We start from the raw sequence: 21,948 nt of genomic DNA, 5'->3' as shown, positions 1-21,948 counted from the left end.
TGCGCCCCTTATTTCTTGTGGCGAATACGCGGGTTGACCACGCCGTAGAGCACATCTACCAGCAGGTTAACCACGATGATCAGAGTAGCGACCAGCAACACCCCGCCCTGCACGACCGGATAGTCGCGGCGCTGGAGTGCGTCGATCAGCCACCGGCCGAGTCCCGGCCAGGAGAAGATAGTTTCGGTCAGGATCGCGCCGCCCAGCAGCGTACCGACCTGCAAACCAATGATGGTGACCACCGGCAACAGCGCATTGCGCAGTGCGTGGACGACAATCACCCGCATGCGGCTGACGCCTTTGGCGCGCGCGGTACGGATGTAGTCTTCGCCCAGAACTTCCAGCATGGAAGAACGGGTCATACGCACAATCACCGCCAGCGGAATGGTACCCAGTACGATGGCCGGTAAAATCATGTGCATCACGGCATCCACGAAATCACCCGGTTCGCCCCAGAACAGCGTATCGATCAGCATAAAGCCGGTCAGCGGCAGGCTGTCATCGAGGAAGACGGTGTCGCTTATTCGCCCCGACACGGGCGTCAGATTAAGCTGCACCGAGACCAGCATCACCAGCATGATCCCCCACCAGAATATCGGCATCGAATAGCCGGTCAGCGAGATCCCGACGGCCGTGTGGTCGAATATCGATCCCCGCTTTACCGCCGCCAGCACACCCACCGGAATACCCACAATGATCGCGAAAATCATCGCGCAGATGCCCAGCTCCACTGTGGCTTTGAAGCGCGGTACGAATTCCTGCCAGACAGGGGTGCGGCTTTTTAAGGACGTGCCCAGGTCGCCATGCAGCACACCGTTCACGTAGTGGAAATATTGCTGGTAAAGAGGCTTGTCGAGCCCCATATCTGCCATCAGCTGGGCGTGACGTTCGGGGGAAACACCGCGCTCGCCTGCCATGATGGTGACCGGGTCGCCTGGTATCATGTGTACGAAGGCAAAAGTCAGCAAAGTAATGCCGATAAACGTTGGGATAACTAACCCCAGACGTCGGAGTATGAACTGCAACATATCCCGTACTCTCTGTATAAAATGCCCGGAGAACCGTAGCTCGCCGGGCTTATTGATAGCTCACAAAACTTTATATCGCTGAACTAAAAGACGTAGTGAGCGCTCAGCGAGCAAGGCGGAGGAGCAGAGCAATTGAGACATACCATTAGGTAGGCGAAAATTGCGAGCACCGCACAACGCAGAGCTCCCTGTGCGCTCAGTAGTCAATTACTCCATTGAGACGTTTTCGAAGTGGTGTTTGCCGAGCGGATCGACGACATACCCTTTGACTTCTTTGCGAACGGGTTCGTACACGGTGGAGTGAGCGATGATCAGCGCAGGGGCCTGGTCATGCATCACAACCTGAGCCTGCTGATACAGCGCAGCACGTTTGGCGTGATCAGATTCCGCACGGGCTGGCTGGATCAGATCTTCAAACGGCTTGTAGCACCAGCGGGAGTAGTTGGAACCGTCTTTCGCAGCTGCACAGCTGAACAGGGTGGCGAAGAAGTTATCCGGATCCCCATTGTCGCCGGTCCAGCCCATCATCACAGACTGGTGCTCACCGTTCTTAGCACGCTTGAGGTATTCGCCCCACTCGTAAGTCACGATGTTGGCTTTCACGCCAATTTTCGCCCAGTCAGCCTGGATCATTTCAGCCATACGGCGTGCGTTCGGGTTGTACGGACGCTGTACCGGCATCGCCCACAGATCGATAGCAAAACCGTCTGCGTGACCGGCTTCTTTCAGCAGCTCTTTGGCTTTCTCAGGATTGTATTCGTAATCCACCACGTCTTTGTTATAGCCCCACATTGTTGGTGGGATCAGGTTCTTAGCTGGCTGGCCAGCCCCCTGATAAACCGCGTCGATGATGGCTTTTTTGTTCACCGCCATGGTCAGTGCCTGACGCACTTTCACTTCATCCAGCGGTTTTTTCTCAACGTTGAAGGAGAGATAACCCACGTTCAGACCCGGTTGTTGCATCAGGTTGATGGATTTATCTTTCTTCATTGCCGCAATGTCTGCCGGGTTCGGGTACGGCATCACCTGACATTCGTTTTTCTGCAGTTTCGCGTAACGCACGGAAGCATCAGGCGTGATGGAGAAGACTAAACGGTCGATCTGCGGCTTGGTGCCCCAGAAGCCAGGGAAGGCTTTGTAGAGGATGCGTGAATCTTTCTGGTATTGCACAAGCTGGAACGGACCGGTACCGATCGGATCCAGGTCGACTTTCTCAGGGGTTTTCGCTTTCAGCATGTTGTCAGCGTATTCCGCAGACAGGATAGAAGCAAAGTCCATCGCGAGGTCAGCCAGGAACGGAGACTCAGGGCGGTTCAGGACGAACTGCACGGTATTGTCATCCACTTTCACGATCTTGTTGATCAGATCGCCCATGCCCATGCCTTCGAAGTATTCGTAGCTGCCGCCAGAAACACCGTGGTATGGGTTATTTTTGTCCAGCTGACGTTCGAAGGAATACACAACGTCATCCGCATTGAAATCACGGGTCGGTTTGAATTCCTTGTTGTCCTGCCATTTCACGCCTTTGCGCAGATGGAAGGTATAGGTTTTGCCATCAGCCGATACGTCCCACTTCTCAGCCAGACCCGGCTGGATTTCAGTGGTCCCGATCTTGAATTCAACCAGACGGTTGTAGATAGGCACGGAGCTTGCGTCATACGTGGTGCCGGAGGTGAACAGCTGAGGGTTGAAGCCTTCAGGTGAACCTTCAGAGCAATACACTAACGTTTTTGCCTGGACACTGGCCGCAACGGTCAGCGCAATCAGGCCCATACTGAATTTCAGTAGCCCCGACTTACCTAAAGAGATTGTCATCGCTTCTGCTCCATCGATTAATGGTGATGTGGATGTGTGTGTTGTGTATACAGCTCACGTCACCCTTTATTTTTATTTGCGGGTGACTGTGTTTGCTCGTGCGCTGCAATAAGTCCAACCAGAGCATGGTGAACTGCCATTTTTTTCCTTCGTTCTGTAAAGCTGGCTTTACAAAATCTTACCGGAAATAATCACTGGTCTTCCTTGGGGCTATCAATTTGGCAACTCCTTACCTTGACGTCAATATAACCATCAGGCATTTACACAGACTGTGAGTTACAACAAACAAACATAAAAAAACATTTTGTTAACCAAATCAGGATGAATGTTCAGTCTGTGCAGTGAATAACCAGACAATCCCCTTTGTAAAAGAATATTCCTGGGGGTTTCGCCCATTTTAAATCCCTAAAAATTTCTGGCTAAATGATGAATATATGAACGGTTATTTTTGAGATAGGGGTGGAAAGCAGCGGAAAATGCTGGGAAGTGCAGTAAACGGCGTCGACTCGTCAGCGAAAGCGTTTGCCCTGGCACCGGCAAAACACCCCAAAATAGCGCAATTGCACGCTGGTGGTGCAGGTGATTTAGCATACTGATCTTGTCTGTTTTTCAGGCATAAGCCGGGTGGCGGGTGGACATGGATTGAAACCAGTATGTTAAGCAGTTTTTAAACTCTGGCTCAGTTATTGCTTGTTCTAACGGGCTTATCACCCGCCAGAGGTTTTCTGATGGAACTGAAGTGGTTTGAAGATTTTCTCAGCGTGTCTCAGTGCTATAGCTTTACGCGAGCCGCCAGTGAAAGAAACATCACCCAGTCCGCGCTGAGCCGACGAATTAAGCAACTGGAAGAATGGCTTGGCGTGCCGCTGTTTGACCGCAAAACCTACCCGATACGCCTGACTCCGCAGGGCCAGGACTTTCTGCATACCGCAGCAGAGCTGGTGTTTTCCATGACGCAGTTGCGCAGCGACCTGCGTGAGCGCCATGCGCAGAAGCACACCATCGTGCATTTTGCCGCGCTGAACACGCTTTCCCTGACCTTTTTTCCCGACTGGATAAACCAGATCGACCCGTCGCATCAGTACGGCTACATTCGTTTGTGCGATCAGCAGCCGTCATTCAGCGGCAATATTTCCCTGCTGCTGGATGGCGAAACGGATTTTTTGCTGACCTACGCCCATGATTCCGTTCCGCTGATGAAACAGCTCGAACGCTTTCCCTATATTGAACTGGGAAAAGAGAGTGCACTGGCCGTCTGTGCACCGGACGAAGACGGCAATCCCCTGTTTGCGCTGAATACTTCTGGCGGCACGCGTGTTCAGCTTCCTTATCTCAGTTACGGCAACCGCTCCTTTTTTGCCCACGCGCTGAGCGCCCTGTTTGCGTCGCGCCCGCTGCCGCTGAAACCGATTTACGAAAATCCGATGTGTAGCGGCCTGAAGGCGATGACGATTTCCGGCTGCGGCGTGGCGTGGCTGCCAGCCAGCCTGATCAGCGAAGAACTGGCGAACGGATCGCTTATCCGCGCCGGAGAACGAAGCTGGGATATTCAGGCCAGCATCCGTCTTTACCGGCTGGAAAAATTTCGCACACCGCAGGCCGAACGGCTGTGGAATAAAGCCAGTCAGTTGCACCAGACCCGCGCCGTCGCCTGACCGGTTCAGGCGATAAAAGGGGTTCTTTTCACGCCTGCTATTCTGCGGGGGCCTCCCCGTAACCTGTAATTTCTCCTTTTTATTCATATAGTCACGAAGACTATGCCGTTTTCGCATACCTCAAAAAATCTATGCAATTCCGGAATGGGTCAGATGAAAGACTCATTGGATCTTTGTCTTTTCTGCACACATTCTGAACAGGTTCCTCCGACACATTCACCTCACGAAACTGTAGCCACTGGCACAAGGAGTCTCCGTTGAATAACGCATCTGCGCAGAATAAAGAATCCGTCTGGAGCCTGGTCGACGCCAAAAAAGCCCTGTTTACCGCCCTGAGCGATCGCGTCTGGGGTATGCCTGAAATTTGCTATACCGAGTACCGTTCCGTCGCCGAACACACGGCGATGCTGAAAGAACAGGGTTTTCGCGTCACTGAAAACGTCGCCGACATTCCGACGGCGGTGATGGGCGAAGCCGGTGAAGGCGGCCCGATCATTGCGATTCTCGGCGAATACGATGCACTGCCGGGGCTGAGCCAGGTGGCAGGCATTGCCCGCCCTGAGCCATTGCCGGGTAACGGTCAGGGCCATGGTTGCGGCCATAACCTGCTGGGTTCTGCTGCTATGCTGGCAGCAACAGCGCTGAAAGACTGGCTGGCACAAACCGGCACGCCAGGGCGCGTGCGCTATTACGGCTGTCCGGCGGAAGAAGGCGGCGCGGCGAAATCCTTTATGGCCCGCGCCGGAGCATTTGACGGCGTAGACATTGCCATCACCTGGCATCCGAATGCCTTTTCGGAAGTTGCCCGCGCCGAATCGCTGGCCAACACCCGCATGGATTTCGTCTTCCATGGCCGCTCCTCACACGCTGCCGCCTCGCCACATCTCGGACGAAGCGCGCTGGACGCCGTTGAACTGATGAACGTCGGCGTCAACTACCTGCGCGAACACGTACCGCAGGATTCCCGTATTCACTACGCCATGCTCGATTCCGGCGGCATTGCCCCCAACGTGGTACAGGCGCGTGCCGCCGTGCGTTACGCCATTCGTTCGCGCGACGTACACGCCATGTTTGAACTCAACGAGCGCGTGAAGAAAGTCGCTCAGGGCGCGGCGATGATGACCGAAACCACCGTCGATATCAGCATCATGAGCGCTGTGGCCAACCTGCTGGGCAACCGTCCGCTGGAAGAAGCCATGCAGCGTAACTTTGCACTGCTCGGCCCGCTGGAATTTGACGCCGCCGACAAAGCCTTTGCCGCCGAAATTCAGGCCACGCTCAGCCCGCAGGACTTACAGAGCGCTTACCGCCGTATCGGCCTTAAAAAACCGCAGGATGCCTCACCGTTATGTGAATTTATTGTGCCACTGGAAACCTCCGGCGAACTGATGCTGGGGTCGACCGACGTCGGCGACATTAGCTGGAAAATGCCCACCGTGCAGGCGCACGTCCCGACTTACGCCATCGGGACACCGGGCCATTCGTGGCAGCTCACCGCACAGGGAAAAATGCCTGCCGCGCACAAAGGTCTGGCTTACGTCGCCAAAATCATGGCCGCCACCGCCATCGACACCCTGACCGACAGCGCACTGATGGCAGCCGCCAAACAGGCGCATCAGGAACTGACCGCCGAAACCCCTTACGTGTGCCCGATCCCGCCGGAAGTCAAACCGCCGGTTCAGCCACGTCCTGAATAATGTGCGCGCCTCCCCGAGCGAAGGGGGAGGACGGGAGGGGGTTTAGCTGGCAACTCCGGCGACGCCATTAATACCCCACCCCAACCCTCCCCTTCGCAGGGGAGGGAGCCGATCGAGTCTTTACTCCTCCCCCTGCGAAGGGGCGGGAGCCGGCCGAAAACGTCTTCTTCTGCGAAGGGGATGAGAAAAAATTTAATCAAAGGAACCCGATTTATGCTCAACACCAGAATAAAAATGCTCGCCACACTCACTGGCCTCACGTTGGGATGCTCGGCGGCGCAGGCAGCAACGCCTGCTGATTCGCTGGTGATGGCATGGAATATTGATGCGATCAGCACCTTTGACCCGGCGCAGATCGGCGAAGTGGTCACCAATGAAATCATCAAAAACACCTGCGACACGCTGGTGGATTTCGATCCGCAAGACGAATCCAAAGTCATTCCCCGTCTGGCGAAAAGCTGGGATATCTCGCCGGATCGCAAACAAATTACCTTCCATCTCAATACCGGCATGACCTTCCCCTCCGGCAATAAGGCCACCGCGAAAGACGTCGCCTGGTCGTTGCAGCGCGTGGTGCTGCTTGGTTTCGGTAACTCCGCCACCCTGACCGAATACGGCTTTACCAAAGAAAACGTCAAAGAACGCATTACCGCGCCGGATGACGACACGCTGGTGATGACATTCGACCAGCCGTATCCGACCAATCTGGTGTTGCAGGCCATCGCCGCTAACAACGTCTCGACCACGCTGGATAAGGCGCTGGTGGAGAAAAATGCCGTCGGTGATGACATGGGCAACAAATACCTGACCACGCACACCGCCTGCGTCGGAGCCTATCAGCTGATGCGCTGGAACGCCGGTGAAGGCGTAGTGTTGCAGGCGAATAAAGATTACTGGGGTGAGAAACCGAAACTGCAACGCATCCTGATCCGCCACGTCGCGGAAACCGGCACGCAGCGCCTGCTGCTGACCCAGGGAGATGTGGATATCGCCCGTGATCTGGCACCGGACGATTTACGTGATCTGGATAAAGGCGGTCAGGTCAACGTGGTGAAAGTCCTCAAGCCGCAGTTGTTTTTCTGGACCTTTAACAGCGAAGACCCGATTTTCAAAAACCCGAAAGTGCGCCTCGCGATGCGTTATCTGATTGATTATCAGGGGCTGGCTTCCACCGTGATGCCGTATCTCGGTGTGCCGCGCGCCAGTTTCGCCCAGCTCGGCGCCTTTGGTGCGCTGGATAAAGACGCCGGACAGCCGTTCAAACTGGATCTGGCGAAAGCCAGACAGTTGCTGACCGAGGCCGGTTATCCCGACGGATTCTCCGCCAGACTGATCATCGGTACCCTGCCGCACTCCGCGCCGATCGCCCAAAGTACGCAGGAAAATGCCTCGAAAATTGGCGTAAAACTCTCCATCGAAAGCATGGCCAATGCCCAGTTATTCAGCCGCGTGCGCGGACGTGAATTCCAGAGCGCCATGATGGCGTGGCAGACCTCGGTGCCGGATGCGCACGGCAACGCCTCACGTCTGGTCTACAACCCGGACAACAGCAAGGAAGCCAAGAAAACCCAGTACCCGAGCTGGCGCGCCTCGTATTTCGATCCGGCGATGAACAAAAAAGTCACCGAAGCACTGCTCGAACCGGACGAGCAAAAACGTATCGCGCTCTACCACAGCCTGCAGGAAGAGCAGATGCAGCAAGGCCCGATGGCGATCATGTTCCAGATGTACAACACCGCCGGTCTGACCAGACAGGTCAAAGACTGGACGTGGAACGGCTTCCGCGTGTATTACGCGCTGGCCTCTAAATAAGCATTACACACTCACCAGGGAGCGCCCGATGTCGCAACTCGACCCGACCGCGGCGGGAATGTCACCCGCTGAACCTCTCTGGCTGCGGCTGCGCGAAAGCGCCGCCCGGCTGGGTAAATTGCTGGTTTCCGTGTTCTGCACCTTACTGGGGCTGGCGGCGCTGACCTTTTTTATCGGGCGTCTGCTGCCGATTGATCCCGTGGTATCGGTACTCGGCGATAACGCCAGTCAGGAAGCCTATCAGAAAATGTATCACCTGCTGGGGCTGGACAAACCGCTGTGGGAACAGTTTCTGATGTACCTGAAAAACGTCGCGATGCTGGATTTCGGTAACGCACTGACCACCGGCAATCCGGTCACCACCGACATCGCCCGCGTGTTTCCGGCCACGCTGGAACTGGCGACGCTGGCCGCGCTGATCGCCACCTGTCTGGGCATTCCGGCGGGCGTGTTGTCGGCGATGTACCGCAATACCTGGTTTGATCACTGCATCCGCTTTATCGGCCTGCTGGGGCATTCCGCGCCGAATTTCTGGCTGGGGCTGATGGGGCTGGTGCTGTTTTACGCCGGACTCGGCTGGATCGGCGGACCGGGGCGTATCGACTTTATGTATGAATTCGACGTGCAGAAAGTCACCGGGTTTTATCTGATCGACACCGCATTAACCGGCAACTGGGAGGCGTTTCGCAACGTTTTCAGCCACCTGATTTTACCGGCATCAATTCTTGGCCTCAGCGGGCTGTCGTACATCAGCCGCATGACCCGCAGTTTTATGATTGAACAACTCGGGCAGGAATATGTGATCACCGCGCGCGTCAAAGGGCTGTCGTGGGCGCGCAGTGTGTGGATCCACGCCTTTCGCAACGTCGCGGTGCAGGTGGTGACGGTCGTCGCGCTGTCTTACGCCTTTTTACTCGAAGGCGCGGTGCTGACCGAAACCGTGTTCGCCTGGCCGGGTTTTGGCCGCTATCTCACCAACGCCATGCTGGCGGGCGATATGAACGCTGTGGTCGGCTGCTCGTTACTGATCGGCGTGATTTTTGTGGCGCTGAACCTTATCTGCGACCTGCTCTACCGCATCTTTGATCCGCGAACCCGTCAGGAGCAATCATGACCGACTCCGCTAAACCTCATCTCACTGCCCGTCCGGCGTTTTCCCTGCGGGCCTGGCTCGACGCCCCGGTTCCGGCCACGCCGTGGCAGGCGCGTGTGCAGCAAAGCCTGAACCAGTGGCGGCGCTTTCGCCGGAATACGTCGGCGCGGTTCGGGCTGATCGTCATCCTGTTTATCGTCGCGGTCGCCATTTTCGCGCCGTGGCTGGCGACGCACGATATTTATGCCCAAAACCTGCACCTGCGGCTGGCACCGCCGGACCGGGAATACTGGCTGGGCACTGACGAACTCGGACGCGATATTTACAGCCGCCTGATTTATGGCGCACGCATCACGCTCTACATCACCGGCCTGACGGCGCTGATTGTCGGTCCGCTCGGTTTGCTGGTCGGCACGCTGGCGGGCACCGTCGGCGGCTGGACGGACACCATTCTGATGCGCATCGTCGATATCTTTCTGGCGTTCCCGAGCCTGATCCTGGCGCTGGGTTTTGTCGCCGCCCTCGGCCCCGGCATCGAAAATGCGATTATCGCGATTTCGCTTTCCGCCTGGCCGCCGATTGCCCGGCTGGCACGCGCCGAAGCCTTGTCTATCCGCAAAATGGATTACGTCGCCGCCGTGCGGTTACAGGGTGCGTCGCAGATGCGCATTATCCTGCGCCACATCATTCCGATGTGTCTGCCGTCGGTGGTGGTGCGCCTGACGCTCAACATGGCGGGAATTATCCTGACCGCCTCCGGCCTCGGTTTTCTTGGCCTCGGCGCACAGGCACCCAGCCCGGAATGGGGCGCGATGCTCTCTTCCGGCCGTCAGTTCATGATGACCCACTGGACGATTGCCGCCATTCCCGGCCTGTCGATTCTTTTCACCAGCCTGGCGTTTAACCTGTTCGGTGACGGCCTGCGCGACGTACTGGATCTGCGCCATGACTGAAACATTGCTTGATGTGCAAAACCTGAACATTAGGTTCAAAGGCCACCGGCAGGAAAACCACGCGGTGCGCGGGATCTCCTTCTCGGTTGGCCGTGAAAAAGTGGCGATTGTCGGCGAATCCGGTTCCGGCAAATCGCTCACCGGCCGGTCGCTGCTGAAACTGACGCCGCAGGGTGCCAGCGTCAGCGCCGACCGGATGCAGTTGGGCGATATCGATCTGCTCAGCACCGGCGAGCGCCAGATGCGTAAAATCCGTGGCAAACGTATTTCGATGATTATGCAGGATCCGAAATTCTCACTGAATCCGCTGATGCGCGTCGGTCATCAGATTAATGAGGCGTATCGCATTCACTTTCATGTCAGCGAGAGAGAAGCCCGCGTGAAAGCACTGGCAATGCTGGAGGCGGTGAATATCCGCGACCCGGAGCGGGTTTTTGATCTCTATCCGCACGAGATTTCCGGCGGTATGGGCCAGCGCATCATGATCGCCATGATGCTGATCCCTGAACCTGATTTGATTATCGCCGACGAACCCACGTCGGCGCTGGACGTCACGGTGCGCCAGCAGGTGCTCAGCGTGCTGGATGCGTTACTGGCACGGCGCAAAACCGGCCTGCTGTTTATCACTCACGATCTGAGTCTGGTGTCGGGTTTCTGCGACCGCGCCCTGGTGATGTACGCCGGGCGCATTCTCGAGGAAATCGCGGCAGATCAGCTGCATAACGCCAGGCATCCTTACACCCGCGCCCTGCTTGCCAGCCAGCCGGATTTACAGCATCCGGTAGACATGCTAGCCATTCCGGCGCGCGACCCGGCGTGGCTGACCGGCCCGGTATACCGCTACGGAGAAACCTGCTGATGACCACCTTCATGAACCCCGCGCCGCCACTGACCGCCGACCGGATGATCGAAACCGTCGATCTGAGCATCGCGTTCGGCAAAGGCACTCACAGTAAAACTGTGGTCGATAGCGTCACGATGCACATTGCCAGAGGCGAAAGTTACGGACTGATCGGCGAATCCGGCTGCGGAAAATCGACCATTCTGCGCACGCTGACCGGGCAGAACACCCGCTACAGCGGCGCGATTTTGTATCAGAACCGCGAACAACATCCGGTGCGCGATAAAGACTATTACCGGCAGGTACAGATGGTGTTTCAGGATCCGTATGCCTCGCTGCATCCGCGCAAAATGGTCTATCACACGCTGCTGGAACCGCTGGTGATCCACGGCATGGACCGGCGTGAAGCACGCATCAGTGACGTGCTGAATGCGCTTGGCCTGAGCGATGCCTTTCGTTACCGCTATCCGCATCAGCTTTCCGGCGGTCAGCGCCAGCGTGTGGCGCTGGCACGGGCGCTGATCATTGAACCGCAGGTGCTGCTGCTCGACGAACCCACGTCCGCACTGGATGTGTCGGTGCAGGCGGAAATCCTCAATCTGCTGAAAAAACTGCGCCGCGAACGCAACCTGACTTACCTGATGGTAACGCACGATCTGGCGGTGGTCGCGCACCTGTGCGACCGCGTCGCCATCATGCATCAGGGAAAACTGCTGGAAGAACTGACCGCCGCCGAAATCCGCAGCGGTGCGGCCCGCGAGCCGTATACCCAACAATTTCTTGCTGCCAGCCGCCACTGATGCCGTTGAAGGAAACATCATGAATGTGATTGAAGCCATTGCCCGCTGGTGTTGCAGCCAGCCTGATTTCAGCCCCGCCGCCCGCCGCAAAGCCCGCGAGGCGATCACCGATACGCTGGCCTGCCTGTACGCCGGACAGGATGATTTCTCCAGTCGTGCCGTGCGTGCCGCCAGCGAAACGTATTTCACCCCGCACGCCAGTTCACGGTTAGCTGGCGGCGGACGTGCCCCGGCGGCCATCGCGGCGCTGGTCAACGGTACGGCTGCGCACGCCATCGATTACGACGACAATTTTGCGCCAGGCATGAGCCATGCGTCTGCGGTGCTGGTACCGGCATTACTGGCAGTCGCTGATGACATCCGCGCCAGTGGCGAACAACTGGTGAAAGCCTATCTGATCGGTTTACAGGCGCAGGCGTTTGTCGGGTCCGGCGTCGCACCATCACATTACACCGCAGGCTGGCATGGCACCTCGACTGTCGGCTGCATCGGCAGCGCGGCAGGTGTCGCCTGGCTGATGGGGCTGGATCAGGCCGGTATCGCGCGCGCGTTGAGCAATGCTGTCAGTTTTGCCTCCGGCACCAAAGGGCAGTTCGGCACGCCGGTCAAACCGCTGCACGCCGGATGGGCGGCCCGCAATGCGGTGGACGCGGCGAATTTCGCCCGCCAGCAGATGCAGGGACGCATTGATATTCTTGAAGCACCGCAAGGCTTTCTGGAGATGTTTGGCGGCCTGACACCGCCGGGCTGGGATATTCCGGCCATTTTGGGCACCCATCTTCATATCATTGAAACCACCGGCGTGATGCCAAAACGTCACCCGTGCTGCGGTTCGACACACATGGTTATCGACGCACTCGACGACCTGCGTGCGCAGCATGATTTCAGCGATGACGACGTGCTGACGGTGGACACGCTGGTCGGCATCGCCAATCTGCGTAATCTGGCGTATCCGCAGCCGGTCAATGAAATGCAGGCGCGTTTCTCGATGCAATACTGCGTCGATACCTGGCTGCGCCACGGCTCGCTGGGGGTCAGTGATTTCACGCCAGCGCGGGTCGCAGAACTCGCTGAACCGGCGCGTCTGGCCCGCATTTCCATGCGCTGTTATACCCCGGAGCAGGAAGCGGAAACACCGCCGGGCGATCGCCTGACACATGAAGTCACGCTTACCCTGCGCGATGGCCGCACGTTACAGGCAGGCCGCAAACTGGCAAAAGGCAGCAACCGCGAGCCGTTCAGTGACGCCGACAGGTTGCGAAAATTCACGGATTGCTGCGCGGCAATGCACGACGCCAGCGACCTTTTCCGCCAGCTCAACCGGCTGGAAGAACAGGAAGATCTGGCGTTTTTAGCCCCATTATTAGGTGAGCCTTTGCGGGACGGTGCGCAGGCTTGAATGCAAGAAAAACGCCGTGCCGGGCTTTTTTACGTGATGCCTCTCAGGGATGAAAATCCGACGAAAATGCCCCTTTCTTACGTGTGAGGCAACGCCTATTCTCGCGGCTCAGGGAAGAAAAAACGGAATGGTTGTCCGCGACAATTTGTTGCATTACGCAATTTTATGGCGCACCCTGCTATCGGGTATAAAAAACGACCAGAGGTAAACCATGGCAACCAGTATTCGCTTAGATGATGATTTTGTGAGTGATGTAAAAATACATGCGGAAGCCTCCCACCGGAGTATTCCCAAACAGATCGAACACTGGGCAAAAATCGGCAGGATCGCCGAGGATAACCCTGATCTGACGTACCGGTTTATTGTGGAAACGTTATTGGCCAAAAGCGAGACAGATAACAACAAGGTAACGCGCTATGTCAGAAGGACTGAGCGGTCAAAGGATTGATACATTTGAATCTCATCGCTTTACCAAAGCTTTTGGACGATTGCCTTTATCACAGCAAGTTATCGTCGAAGATGAAATTGAACGCATACAGGATGACCCACGGCTCGGGGAACTCAAGAAAGGCGATCTCAGTTACCTGAGGGTGCATAAATTTCCACTGGAAAAGCAGCAGGCTTTGCTGGGCTATTGCTGGCGTGAAGAGAAAATTGAACTGTATCTTCTGAGCCTGGATTCGCAGGAGAATTTCTATCAGGATCATAAAAATCACCGCAAAGGCGATTTGAAGATGATGAAGTGAAGAGCAATGCATTTGCATTGGCAATGCAAATGCATTACGCTGACAAAATTGCTCAAATAAGCATCATTATGGAGTCTCACTATGTCAGCCTCGGCAGTATGGGGAATAAAATTCGAAGCCGAATCCAAAGTCACCCGCCGTTTCCAGACCACCATTCCGGCCACTATCCGTAAGGCATTAAATCTCACCGAAAATGATCGGATCCAGTACAAGATTTTGCCAGACGGGCAGGTGGTTATTTCGAGGCAACTCGAAGAAGCGGAAGACCCTGTTATCAGTGCCTTTCTCGGTTTTGTGGCGAAAGATATGCTCAACAACCCGGAAAATATGCAGCCGGTGACATTATCCCTGCATGAAAAAATCAATGTACTGACCGCCGGGATGGCTATCGATCTTGAGAGCCCGCTTTCTGACGATGACGAGTAAAGGATTATGCATAATCAGGCCATGGAGATTAACGGATGGACCCTTCTCGCTCATCCTCTGATCCTGCAACAAATACAGGCACTCACTGATCAGGTTGTTTTACTGCGCCGCAAAGATCCGGCGGGCTATAAAAGTAAGAACGCCACCAAACGGCTGGCTGCGATCAATAAGCTGATGTTTGACGTTATCCCGCAGGATCCGGCGCGTGTTGAATTCCGTCAGGGCGATACGTTAGGCGGGGAATTCTCACACTGGTTCAGGGCAAAATTCTTCCAGCAGTACCGTTTGTTTTTCCGCTACAACCTGAAAAGCCGGATCATTATTTACGCCTGGGTGAATGATGATAAAGAATTACGCGCTTACGAAAGCAAAACAGACGCATACCGGATGTTTCGCAAGATGTTGAAAAGCGGTGAACCGCCAGACAACTGGCAGGCACTTGTTGAAAGTTGCAGCCATGAACTCGCAGAACAGAAATTGCCCTGAGCCGGACATCCTCATAAACTACAGACGAAAAAAAACCTGCTTTAAAAAGCAGGTTTTTCAAATATGGTCGGCGAGAGAGGATGATGCGCATCTTCGATGCTTGCCCTGCGGGCCGTTGCTAAAGCAACGTGGTCTCGCTTCGCTCGGCTCAAACCTCCTTCGGAGGTTCTCATCCTCTTTACTACAGACGAAAAAAAACCTGCTTTAAAAAAGCAGGCTTTTTCGAATATGGTCGGCGAGAGAGGATGATGCGCATCTTCGATGCTTGCCCTGCGGGCCGTTGCTAAAGCAACGTGGTCTCGCTTCGCTCAGCTCAAACCTCCTTCGGAGGTTCTCATCCTCTTTACTACAGACGAAAAAAAACCTGCTTTAAAAAAGCAGGCTTTTTCGAATATGGTCGGCGAGAGAGGATTCGAACCTCCGACCCACTGGTCCCAAACCAGTTGCGCTACCAAGCTGCGCTACTCGCCGAATGGGGCGCATCTTACTGCGACCCCCTGAGAGCGTCAATGGCTTTTTCAAACATCCGAACTGACTGACCAGAAATTATCCGATACGCCGCCAAAATGACCTACAGCTTCTGTTCTGTCTGGGGTTTAGCACACCAGTTGTTCGCCGGATTGATGCCACCGTCTGGCGAGGTATAGCCCAGACAACCCAAAATTGAATCGAATAACTCAACATGACGTTTCTTAGCACCCACGCGTTGTTGTGCCTGCAATTGCTCAAACGCCAGTTTGTGATCCGGTTGTTCAAGGAAACTGTCGGAAGCCCACACCATCATCGGCACACGGAACTGCTCCGGCGGTGCCATCTCGCGCGGTGTACCGTGCAGATGCGAATTCTCATCGATAGACTCACCGTGATCGGAGGCATAAAACACCAGCGCTTTCTTATCACGTAACTGATCGATCACATTGTCAATAAAGGTATCGGTGTATAACACACTGTTATCGAAGGCATTAATCAGTTCCGCTTTGGTGCAGGTGTTGCTTTTACATTCCGGCGTATACCGGGCGTAACTGCGCGGATAACGCTGGGAATACAGATAATGCGAACCTTTGGTATGCAGGATCACCAGATGCTTACCTTTCGGATGCGTTTTCAGTGATTGCGCTAACTCGTTGACCAGCAACATGTCATCAACCGGTTTGCCATCGTTGCGTTTTTCCGAAGCGATAATTTCACGGAAGGAGAAATTATTGGTATCTGCATTATTGTAGAACCACAGCTCGCTTTGCATCGCGAACAGTTCAGAGGTGAAGCCCAGCGACTTCATCACCGCAAAGATATTCTGCTCTTTCAGGGTACGTTGCGGGTTATCCACCGTACCGCCTTCGCGCACAAACATACAGCGCAGTGACAGTTTGGTTGCCGTATCGCAGGATGTGCCGCGAAACGCGACCAGGTTCTTTTCTTTGGACAGGCGCGGCGTGGTATCGCGCTCATAACCCAAAATTCCCAGATGATCCCAGCGGGTGGTTTCACCGATGATAAACACCACATAGGTGTCATCAATATCGGCGGGCGGCACATAGGTGAATTCTTTCGCCGGATCAAAATAATGGCTGGCATCCTGACTTTCATCCACTTGCGTATAGGCATACAAACCCAGCGCAGCCAGCCAGTTAGACGGCAGATAAGAGTGCGCGACCACACCGCCATAACTCGGCAGATCCACATTCGTTTTCTTCTCATTCACGCTCTGCGCGTGATCCAGAGTACGCAACGGCAACCAGACCAGCAATGCCGCCGCCAGCAGCACCCCTAAAGGCAGCACACGTTGCCCCGGCGTTTTCATCTGTTCGATCAACGTCAGGCGCAGATTATTTTTCCAGATGAGGAACAGCGGTATCGCGCTGACCAGTGCCATCCAGATAAACAGGTGATACCCAATGATCTCTTTGCTCAGATCGATATCGGTGGTCATCACCGATACCACAATGCCGTAACCGATCACCACATTGAACATCACCATGTAATAACTGGCGGCAACGGAAATCAGCACCAGCAAACTGGCGATAATGCGGAAAAACAGTCGCCCTCCCAGCGAGAGCAGCCGCAGGACAAAGAAGGTAAATAAGACGATGGCACAGACTTCGGTGACGGCCTGAACCAGTTCAGCCGACGTGAAATGATTGACCAATGCAGCAAAGCGGCGCTGGAACACAGAGACATTGAGGAAAATGCCAATGTAAATCGCTAACAATAAAGAGATATTTTGCTGCGATAGAGTCTTCACTCTATTCATGAAAAGTGACTTTCCTAACGTATTTTGAAAGATTTGGAATCATTGTGACATGTTTATGGCGGACTGGTTCACAGATTATGCTGAGAATGCGTTTTTATGCAGCTTTCTGGCTTGTTCCACATGCGCAGCGACGGGGTATTTTCTTTCTGAATATTTTCTGTTTGTCTGCAGATACGCGCTGGAAATGCAAAAAGGAGGCCGGAGCCTCCTGAGATTTTTTGCTTTTATACATCACAACATTCCCCTGGTGAAGGCGTTGTGTATCAGAACGTTATTTAACGTTCAGCGTGACGTCGATATTGCCGCGGGTCGCGTTGGAGTACGGGCAAACCTGATGTGCTTTAGCCACCAGCGCTTCGGCTTCGCTGCGCTCAAAGCCCGGCAGGGTAATATCAAGCTGTACTTCAATGCCATAGCCGCCCGGGATAGCACCAATGCCTACCGCGCCTTCAATTTTAGCGTCAGCGGGGATCTTAATTTTTTCCTGCGCGGCCACGGCTTTCAGTGCGCCGAGGAAGCAGGCGGAATAACCGGCGGCAAACAGTTGCTCAGGGTTGGTACCGCCACCCATGCCGCCCATTTCTTTTGGCACGCCCAGTTTGACGTCAAGAACGCCGTCATCAGAAGTCGCACGGCCATCACGGCCACCGGTAGCGGATGCATGAGCACGATACACAACTTTTTCAATAGACATATTTCGTTCCTTATTGTGGATAAATACTTATGTGTTTTAAACGATTTAATCGCACACTACTTACTAAGTTCTACCAGACGCTCCAAAGAAGTCCCTCCGGCCACGTCTGTTTAACACGTTTAAGACAACCAGACTTACGCTTTATCCTGAAGTTTAGCCCGTAATACTTCGAGCTGCTGTTTCAGCGCCACGATTTCGCCGATATCACATTCCGTCGCACACAGAATGGCTTCAGGAATGCCCTGCGCTTTTTCGCGTAACGTTTTGCCCGCCTCAGTCAGGGAAATAATCACCTGGCGTTCGTCTGCTTTGGCGCGCTGACGCACCAGCAACCCTGCCGCTTCAAGACGTTTTAACAGCGGCGTTAAGGTCGCAGAATCCAGAAACAGTTTTTCGCCGATTTCAGACACCGTCACTTCATCACGCTGCCACAGCACCAGCATCACCAGATATTGCGGATAAGTGAGCTCGAGCTGCCCGAGCAGCTTGCGGTAAACCTTATGCAGCGCCAGATTCGCGGAGTAGAGCGCGAAACACATCTGTTGATCCAGATGCAGCATGCTGTTTGGTGTTGAGTCAGTGTCTGTTGTCATGTTCATGCCGTCAATATATATAGCGCGCTATATTATCGCAAGCACTTTTTGTCATTATCCCAATCAGCCGGTTCAGAAGCCTTCAATTCTCTGCAACATATACGGATAAAACGGGTTAGATGAAACCCGCATCAGTTGATCCATACTCACCACCAGTGCGCCATTTTCCCCACGGGCAGCCAGTGTTCCCAGCCTGATGCCAAATTGCGCCGGGCCTTGCGGATTGCGCCCGTACAGCGAATCGTCAGTCGGGAAAGGCAGCGAGACATGCGATAACGAATAGAACTCCGGGGGATAATTCAGCCCCAGCGGGCTGACCGTCGCAGCACTCTCCCCCGCTGCGGTAGTTTTCGCGACAGCGGCGGCATCGTCCGGCGACGCATTGGTGACAACCGTCGTCTGATACGTGCGCGGTGGCGCAGGTAACAGGCGCTCTGCTGCAGTTTCAGAGGAAGGACGCAACAGCGGGCCGACATAGGCACTGCGGTTGATATCAAACAGAACCAACTGGCTGCCGTTGGCGGGAAGCTGATTAAACAACGCCGTCACCACCGCACGGGAACTGACGGTGGAATCGACAACTGACTGAAACGCCAGCAAAGGCGGTAACTGCGCCAGCTTGCCGGATTGCGCATCCTTGCTGATCTGCTGCTGCAAAATATGGGTGAGCAGATAGGACTGACGGGCGGCTTTCACCGGAAAAGAATTGTATTTAAAGGGGTTAAACTCCGGCATCAGGTTCAGCCAGGCCGTTTTGGCAAAGGCCGGGAAAATAGCCGGCCAGCCCGCATATCCGGCGAAGCGCGCAAAACTCGTCACACCGATCATCGGTGAAATCAGCACCACGCGCGATGGCCGCGCCAGTGCAGGATCATCAAGGGAATCCAGCGTGTATTTCATTGCCAGCGCCCCGCCGTTGGAGAAACCGACCAGTTGCAGCGGCACCTCTGCCCCGGCGGTACGACGCGCCTCACGCACCGCCAGCCGCGTTGCCGCCAGCCACTGTTCCCAGTCCACCCGCGTCAGGCCACCGGGCACGGTGCCGTGGCCAGGCAGGCGGATACCGACAACCACAAATCCACGGCGACGATAATCCTGCGCAATATGGCGCAGGCTGTAAGGGGAATCGGTCAGACCGTGTAACAGCACCACTGCACCGGCTGGTTTACCGTCGGGCATCAGCTCATAAGAGCGGTTCCAGTCCTGGGCAAAATGTTCAGGATAAATCGGACTACGGTCGTAATAGCGGTTCAGCGGAATGCGGTCTTCCCTGTCGAGTTTGTCCGTCACCTGCTGCTTCACTTCAACAAACGCCTGTTGCTCCGCGCGTAAATAGGCGGACCAGTCGCTTTTATCCAGTTGTTCCACACTCAGCTCGTCCGGCACCAGTTTATGCCACGGCTCAAGCGGCGGCCCCTGTAAGGCGTCATAAGTGCGCACAGCCAAAAGCGTGATAATCACCAGAACCAGCGCCAGTAACAGCTTTTTCAGGCGTTCAGAGAGATGACGAAGTTGCATTAAATAGGGGTTTCCTAAAGACAGTTTCGGAGAAAGACAGCATTTAAAAGATATGCCCTTCCTGAGCATTATTGGAAATAATCATAATGCAATTACCTTGAACGGTAGCTGCACAAAGCGCAAATTCTCGCCCCATTTTTGTTCAGTTGCATTCCGTCCATGGTGCAACAAATAGTCAACACGGTCATACATCGAAATATAAACCCAACAATATCAATAGATAATGATTTGGCACAGGCTTTGCTTAGATGAATTCAATCTTGTATACCAGATGGGATTCAAAACATGGCCTCAGCTTCAGATACAGTCGCATCACCCTTTCACGGTTTTACCTTGCGGGAATGGCAGCAGCATTACCGCAATGCGCCGGACAGTCTGCGCAGTACGCTTTCCCTGGTGTTGGGAAGTCTGAGTGAAACAGACAATGCCTGGATTTATCTCGCCACGGCAGAGCAGCTTGAAGCACAAATCACCCGTCTTGAAACCCTGCGCGATCAGGCTGAAGGCTCCCTGAGCGCCCTGCCGTTGTTTGGCGTGCCGTTTGCCGTCAAAGACAATATGGATATTGCTGGCTGGCCGACCACGGCGGCCTGCCCGGCGTTCGCTTACACAGCACAAGCAGATGCCACCGTCATTGCCAATCTGAAAGCCAAAGGCGCGGTGGTGATCGGTAAAACCAATCTGGATCAGTTTGCCACCGGTCTGGTCGGCACCCGCTCACCGTACGGCGCCGTGCGTAATACGTTCAATCCTGATTACGTCAGTGGCGGTTCCAGCTCCGGTTCTGCGTCGGTGCTGGCTCGTGGTCTGGTGGCGTTTTCGCTGGGCACCGACACCGCCGGGTCCGGGCGCGTTCCGGCGGGCTTTAACAACATCGTCGGGCTGAAACCGACCAAAGGCTGGCTGTCGAATACCGGCGTGGTGCCCGCCTGCCGCCTGAATGATGCCGTCTCAATTTTTGCCCTGACCGTGGCCGATGCCCAAACCGTGGCCCACGCCGCAGGCGGATATGATGCCGCCGATGCCTATTCCCGTAAAAACCCGCATACCGCGCCGGTGGCTTTTTCCGCACAGCCGCGCATCGCCATGCCTGACCGTCTGGAATTTTGTGGGGACGACCTGGCACAGGCAGCTTTCAGTGAGGCGCTGGATCGCATGCGCCACCACGGCGTGACGCTGGAACCCATTGATTTTACGCCTTTTCGTGAACTGGCCGAGCAACTGTATTACGGCGCGTGGGTGGCGGAACGCACCGTGGCTGTCGGCGAAATTTTTGAGGAAAGCCCGGAGGCGATGGATCCCGTGGTGCGCGGTATTGTCGCCAATGGTCTGAACTACAGCGCCTGCGATGCCTGGCGCGCCGAATATTTGCGGGCGGAACTGGCACGCAAAATCAATCTGGCACTGGAAGGGTTTGACGCGCTGGTGGTGCCAACGTCGCCAACCATCCGCACGCAGGAAGAGCTGGTGCGGGAGCCGGTGCTTTACAACTCACAGTTCGGCATTTACACCAACTTCACCAATCTGGCGGATTTGTCGGCGCTGGCGCTGCCTTCCGGCCTGCGTGCTGACGGCCTGCCCGCCGGTATCACGCTGATCGCCCCCGCGTGGCACGACGATGCGCTGGCCAGTTTTGGCCGTCAGTGGCAGCGCAGCCTGAGCCTGCCGCTCGGTGCGACCGGGCTGACGATGAAACCCGAAGAATTCATGAGTGCCGCGCCGGTCAGTACCGCCAGCGTGCGCGTGGCGGTGGTCGGTGCTCATCTGACCGGCATGCCGCTGAATTTCCAGCTCACCCGCCGCCATGCGGTGCGCGTCGAACAGACCACTACTGCAGCGGCTTATAAACTCTATGCCCTCGCCAATACCACACCGCCAAAACCGGGGCTGGTGCGGGCAGAAGGCGGCAGCGCCATTGTCGTCGAACTGTGGGATATCCCGCTGGCGCGCCTGGGTGAATTTGTCGCTGAAATCCCGGCACCGCTCGGTATCGGCACTCTCGAACTGGCCGATGGCCGCACGGTGAAAGGTTTTATCTGCGAGCCGTGGGCGATCAGCGGGGCCACGGATATCACGGCGTTTGGCGGCTGGAGAAGTTATATCCAGAACCTGAATTCACCGGTAAAAAGCTGAGGATGCGC

The 21,948-nt window shown here is 55.4% G+C and carries 19 protein-coding genes, 1 tRNA gene and 2 other RNA genes; 13 read left to right on the top strand and 9 right to left on the bottom strand.

The window, feature by feature from the left end:
• Nucleotides 1-8 precede the first annotated feature (8 nt).
• The gene (gene dppB, locus RAHAQ2_RS00570; RefSeq protein ID WP_014333388.1) at nt 9-1,028 is read right to left on the bottom strand and encodes a dipeptide ABC transporter permease DppB; all 1,020 of its coding nucleotides are present in this window, start codon (nt 1,026-1,028) and stop codon (nt 9-11) included.
• 207 nt (nt 1,029-1,235) lie between these two features.
• Nucleotides 1,236-2,843 carry a dipeptide ABC transporter periplasmic-binding protein DppA gene (dppA, locus tag RAHAQ2_RS00565; protein WP_014333387.1) on the bottom strand — a complete coding sequence of 536 codons (1,608 nt, stop codon included), beginning with the start codon at nt 2,841-2,843 and terminating at the stop codon, nt 1,236-1,238.
• 728 nt (nt 2,844-3,571) lie between these two features.
• Here dppA and RAHAQ2_RS00560 point away from each other — a divergent pair.
• The 12 genes from RAHAQ2_RS00560 (at nt 3,572) to RAHAQ2_RS00505 (ending at nt 14,751) form a co-directional block, all read left to right on the top strand.
• Nucleotides 3,572-4,498, top strand: coding sequence for a LysR family transcriptional regulator (locus RAHAQ2_RS00560; RefSeq protein WP_014333386.1), 927 nt, complete (start codon nt 3,572-3,574; stop codon nt 4,496-4,498).
• Nucleotides 4,499-4,755: 257 nt separating this feature from the next.
• Entirely contained in the window at nt 4,756-6,195 is a 1,440-nt protein-coding gene (locus tag RAHAQ2_RS00555; RefSeq protein WP_014333385.1) for a M20 family metallopeptidase, read from the top strand.
• Nucleotides 6,196-6,408: 213 nt separating this feature from the next.
• On the top strand, nt 6,409-8,007 hold the full coding sequence (locus RAHAQ2_RS00550; protein ID WP_014333384.1) for an ABC transporter substrate-binding protein: 1,599 nt from the start codon (nt 6,409-6,411) through the stop codon (nt 8,005-8,007).
• A 28-nt stretch (nt 8,008-8,035) separates the two neighbouring features.
• Nucleotides 8,036-9,121, top strand: a complete 1,086-nt coding sequence (locus RAHAQ2_RS00545; protein WP_014333383.1) for an ABC transporter permease — start codon at nt 8,036-8,038, stop codon at nt 9,119-9,121.
• Nucleotides 9,118-10,053: an ABC transporter permease gene (locus RAHAQ2_RS00540; RefSeq protein ID WP_014333382.1), complete on the top strand. Its 936-nt coding sequence runs from the start codon at nt 9,118-9,120 to the stop codon at nt 10,051-10,053. Before RAHAQ2_RS00545 ends, RAHAQ2_RS00540 begins: the two co-directional genes overlap by 4 nt.
• Entirely contained in the window at nt 10,046-10,912 is an 867-nt protein-coding gene (locus tag RAHAQ2_RS00535; protein ID WP_014333381.1) for an ABC transporter ATP-binding protein, read from the top strand. Before RAHAQ2_RS00540 ends, RAHAQ2_RS00535 begins: the two co-directional genes overlap by 8 nt.
• Before the next feature lie 44 nt (nt 10,913-10,956).
• A complete protein-coding gene (locus tag RAHAQ2_RS00530) occupies nt 10,957-11,694 on the top strand; it encodes an ABC transporter ATP-binding protein (protein WP_231572400.1) in 738 nt (245 codons plus the stop codon).
• A 19-nt stretch (nt 11,695-11,713) separates the two neighbouring features.
• Complete coding sequence (locus RAHAQ2_RS00525) at nt 11,714-13,093, top strand: MmgE/PrpD family protein (RefSeq protein WP_014333379.1); 1,380 nt, start codon at nt 11,714-11,716, stop codon at nt 13,091-13,093.
• A gap of 211 nt (nt 13,094-13,304) precedes the next feature.
• Complete coding sequence (locus tag RAHAQ2_RS00520) at nt 13,305-13,541, top strand: ParD-like family protein (RefSeq protein ID WP_014333378.1); 237 nt, start codon at nt 13,305-13,307, stop codon at nt 13,539-13,541.
• Nucleotides 13,510-13,839, top strand: coding sequence for a type II toxin-antitoxin system RelE/ParE family toxin (locus RAHAQ2_RS00515; RefSeq protein WP_014333377.1), 330 nt, complete (start codon nt 13,510-13,512; stop codon nt 13,837-13,839). The genes RAHAQ2_RS00520 and RAHAQ2_RS00515 overlap by 32 nt, the downstream gene beginning before the upstream one ends.
• An 81-nt stretch (nt 13,840-13,920) precedes the next feature.
• Nucleotides 13,921-14,265: a type II toxin-antitoxin system PrlF family antitoxin gene (locus RAHAQ2_RS00510; RefSeq protein ID WP_014333376.1), complete on the top strand. Its 345-nt coding sequence runs from the start codon at nt 13,921-13,923 to the stop codon at nt 14,263-14,265.
• Nucleotides 14,266-14,271: 6 nt separating this feature from the next.
• A complete protein-coding gene (locus tag RAHAQ2_RS00505; protein WP_014333375.1) occupies nt 14,272-14,751 on the top strand; it encodes a type II toxin-antitoxin system YhaV family toxin in 480 nt (159 codons plus the stop codon).
• Between the two features lie 64 nt (nt 14,752-14,815).
• On the opposite strand, the gene RAHAQ2_RS24725 is transcribed toward RAHAQ2_RS00505, so the two are convergent.
• The 7 genes from RAHAQ2_RS24725 to RAHAQ2_RS00480 all read right to left on the bottom strand — a co-directional run bounded on the left by RAHAQ2_RS24725 (nt 14,816) and on the right by RAHAQ2_RS00480 (nt 19,807).
• A non-coding RNA gene (locus tag RAHAQ2_RS24725) (RtT sRNA) lies at nt 14,816-14,945 on the bottom strand.
• 35 nt (nt 14,946-14,980) lie between these two features.
• Nucleotides 14,981-15,110, bottom strand: a non-coding RNA gene (locus RAHAQ2_RS24720) — RtT sRNA.
• Nucleotides 15,111-15,145: 35 nt separating this feature from the next.
• Nucleotides 15,146-15,222: transfer RNA gene (locus RAHAQ2_RS00500), tRNA-Pro, on the bottom strand.
• Between the two features lie 100 nt (nt 15,223-15,322).
• Entirely contained in the window at nt 15,323-17,002 is a 1,680-nt protein-coding gene (gene eptB, locus RAHAQ2_RS00495) for a kdo(2)-lipid A phosphoethanolamine 7''-transferase (protein ID WP_014333374.1), read from the bottom strand.
• 271 nt (nt 17,003-17,273) lie between these two features.
• Entirely contained in the window at nt 17,274-17,696 is a 423-nt protein-coding gene (locus RAHAQ2_RS00490) for an organic hydroperoxide resistance protein (protein ID WP_013573432.1), read from the bottom strand.
• Between the two features lie 134 nt (nt 17,697-17,830).
• Nucleotides 17,831-18,295: a MarR family winged helix-turn-helix transcriptional regulator gene (locus RAHAQ2_RS00485; RefSeq protein WP_014333373.1), complete on the bottom strand. Its 465-nt coding sequence runs from the start codon at nt 18,293-18,295 to the stop codon at nt 17,831-17,833.
• Between the two features lie 66 nt (nt 18,296-18,361).
• The gene (locus tag RAHAQ2_RS00480; RefSeq protein ID WP_014333372.1) at nt 18,362-19,807 is read right to left on the bottom strand and encodes an alpha/beta hydrolase; all 1,446 of its coding nucleotides are present in this window, start codon (nt 19,805-19,807) and stop codon (nt 18,362-18,364) included.
• A 285-nt stretch (nt 19,808-20,092) separates the two neighbouring features.
• On the opposite strand from RAHAQ2_RS00480, the gene atzF reads away from it, so the two are divergent.
• On the top strand, nt 20,093-21,940 hold the full coding sequence (atzF, locus tag RAHAQ2_RS00475; RefSeq protein ID WP_014333371.1) for an allophanate hydrolase: 1,848 nt from the start codon (nt 20,093-20,095) through the stop codon (nt 21,938-21,940).
• Nucleotides 21,941-21,948: the final 8 nt, after the last annotated feature.

Source organism: Rahnella aquatilis CIP 78.65 = ATCC 33071, assembly GCF_000241955.1.
GTDB lineage: Bacteria > Pseudomonadota > Gammaproteobacteria > Enterobacterales > Enterobacteriaceae > Rahnella > Rahnella aquatilis.
Note: the sequence above shows the minus strand (reverse complement) of the source record. Positions and strands in the feature narration are given on the sequence as shown.

Bases quoted from the DNA above. Each gene is read 5' to 3' on its own strand.
- dppB (WP_014333388.1), bottom strand. From the start codon at position 1,028: ATGTTGCAGTTCATACTCCGACGTCTGGGGTTAGTTATCCCAACGTTT.
- dppA (WP_014333387.1), bottom strand. From the start codon at position 2,843: ATGACAATCTCTTTAGGTAAGTCGGGGCTACTGAAATTCAGTATGGGC.
- RAHAQ2_RS00560 (WP_014333386.1), top strand. From the start codon at position 3,572: ATGGAACTGAAGTGGTTTGAAGATTTTCTCAGCGTGTCTCAGTGCTAT.
- RAHAQ2_RS00550 (WP_014333384.1), top strand. From the start codon at position 6,409: ATGCTCAACACCAGAATAAAAATGCTCGCCACACTCACTGGCCTCACG.
- RAHAQ2_RS00545 (WP_014333383.1), top strand. From the start codon at position 8,036: ATGTCGCAACTCGACCCGACCGCGGCGGGAATGTCACCCGCTGAACCT.
- RAHAQ2_RS00540 (WP_014333382.1), top strand. From the start codon at position 9,118: ATGACCGACTCCGCTAAACCTCATCTCACTGCCCGTCCGGCGTTTTCC.
- RAHAQ2_RS00535 (WP_014333381.1), top strand. From the start codon at position 10,046: ATGACTGAAACATTGCTTGATGTGCAAAACCTGAACATTAGGTTCAAA.
- RAHAQ2_RS00530 (WP_231572400.1), top strand. From the start codon at position 10,957: ATGATCGAAACCGTCGATCTGAGCATCGCGTTCGGCAAAGGCACTCAC.
- RAHAQ2_RS00525 (WP_014333379.1), top strand. From the start codon at position 11,714: ATGAATGTGATTGAAGCCATTGCCCGCTGGTGTTGCAGCCAGCCTGAT.
- RAHAQ2_RS00520 (WP_014333378.1), top strand. From the start codon at position 13,305: ATGGCAACCAGTATTCGCTTAGATGATGATTTTGTGAGTGATGTAAAA.
- RAHAQ2_RS00515 (WP_014333377.1), top strand. From the start codon at position 13,510: ATGTCAGAAGGACTGAGCGGTCAAAGGATTGATACATTTGAATCTCAT.
- RAHAQ2_RS00510 (WP_014333376.1), top strand. From the start codon at position 13,921: ATGTCAGCCTCGGCAGTATGGGGAATAAAATTCGAAGCCGAATCCAAA.
- RAHAQ2_RS00505 (WP_014333375.1), top strand. From the start codon at position 14,272: ATGCATAATCAGGCCATGGAGATTAACGGATGGACCCTTCTCGCTCAT.
- eptB (WP_014333374.1), bottom strand. From the start codon at position 17,002: ATGAATAGAGTGAAGACTCTATCGCAGCAAAATATCTCTTTATTGTTA.
- RAHAQ2_RS00490 (WP_013573432.1), bottom strand. From the start codon at position 17,696: ATGTCTATTGAAAAAGTTGTGTATCGTGCTCATGCATCCGCTACCGGT.
- RAHAQ2_RS00485 (WP_014333373.1), bottom strand. From the start codon at position 18,295: ATGAACATGACAACAGACACTGACTCAACACCAAACAGCATGCTGCAT.
- RAHAQ2_RS00480 (WP_014333372.1), bottom strand. From the start codon at position 19,807: ATGCAACTTCGTCATCTCTCTGAACGCCTGAAAAAGCTGTTACTGGCG.
- atzF (WP_014333371.1), top strand. From the start codon at position 20,093: ATGGCCTCAGCTTCAGATACAGTCGCATCACCCTTTCACGGTTTTACC.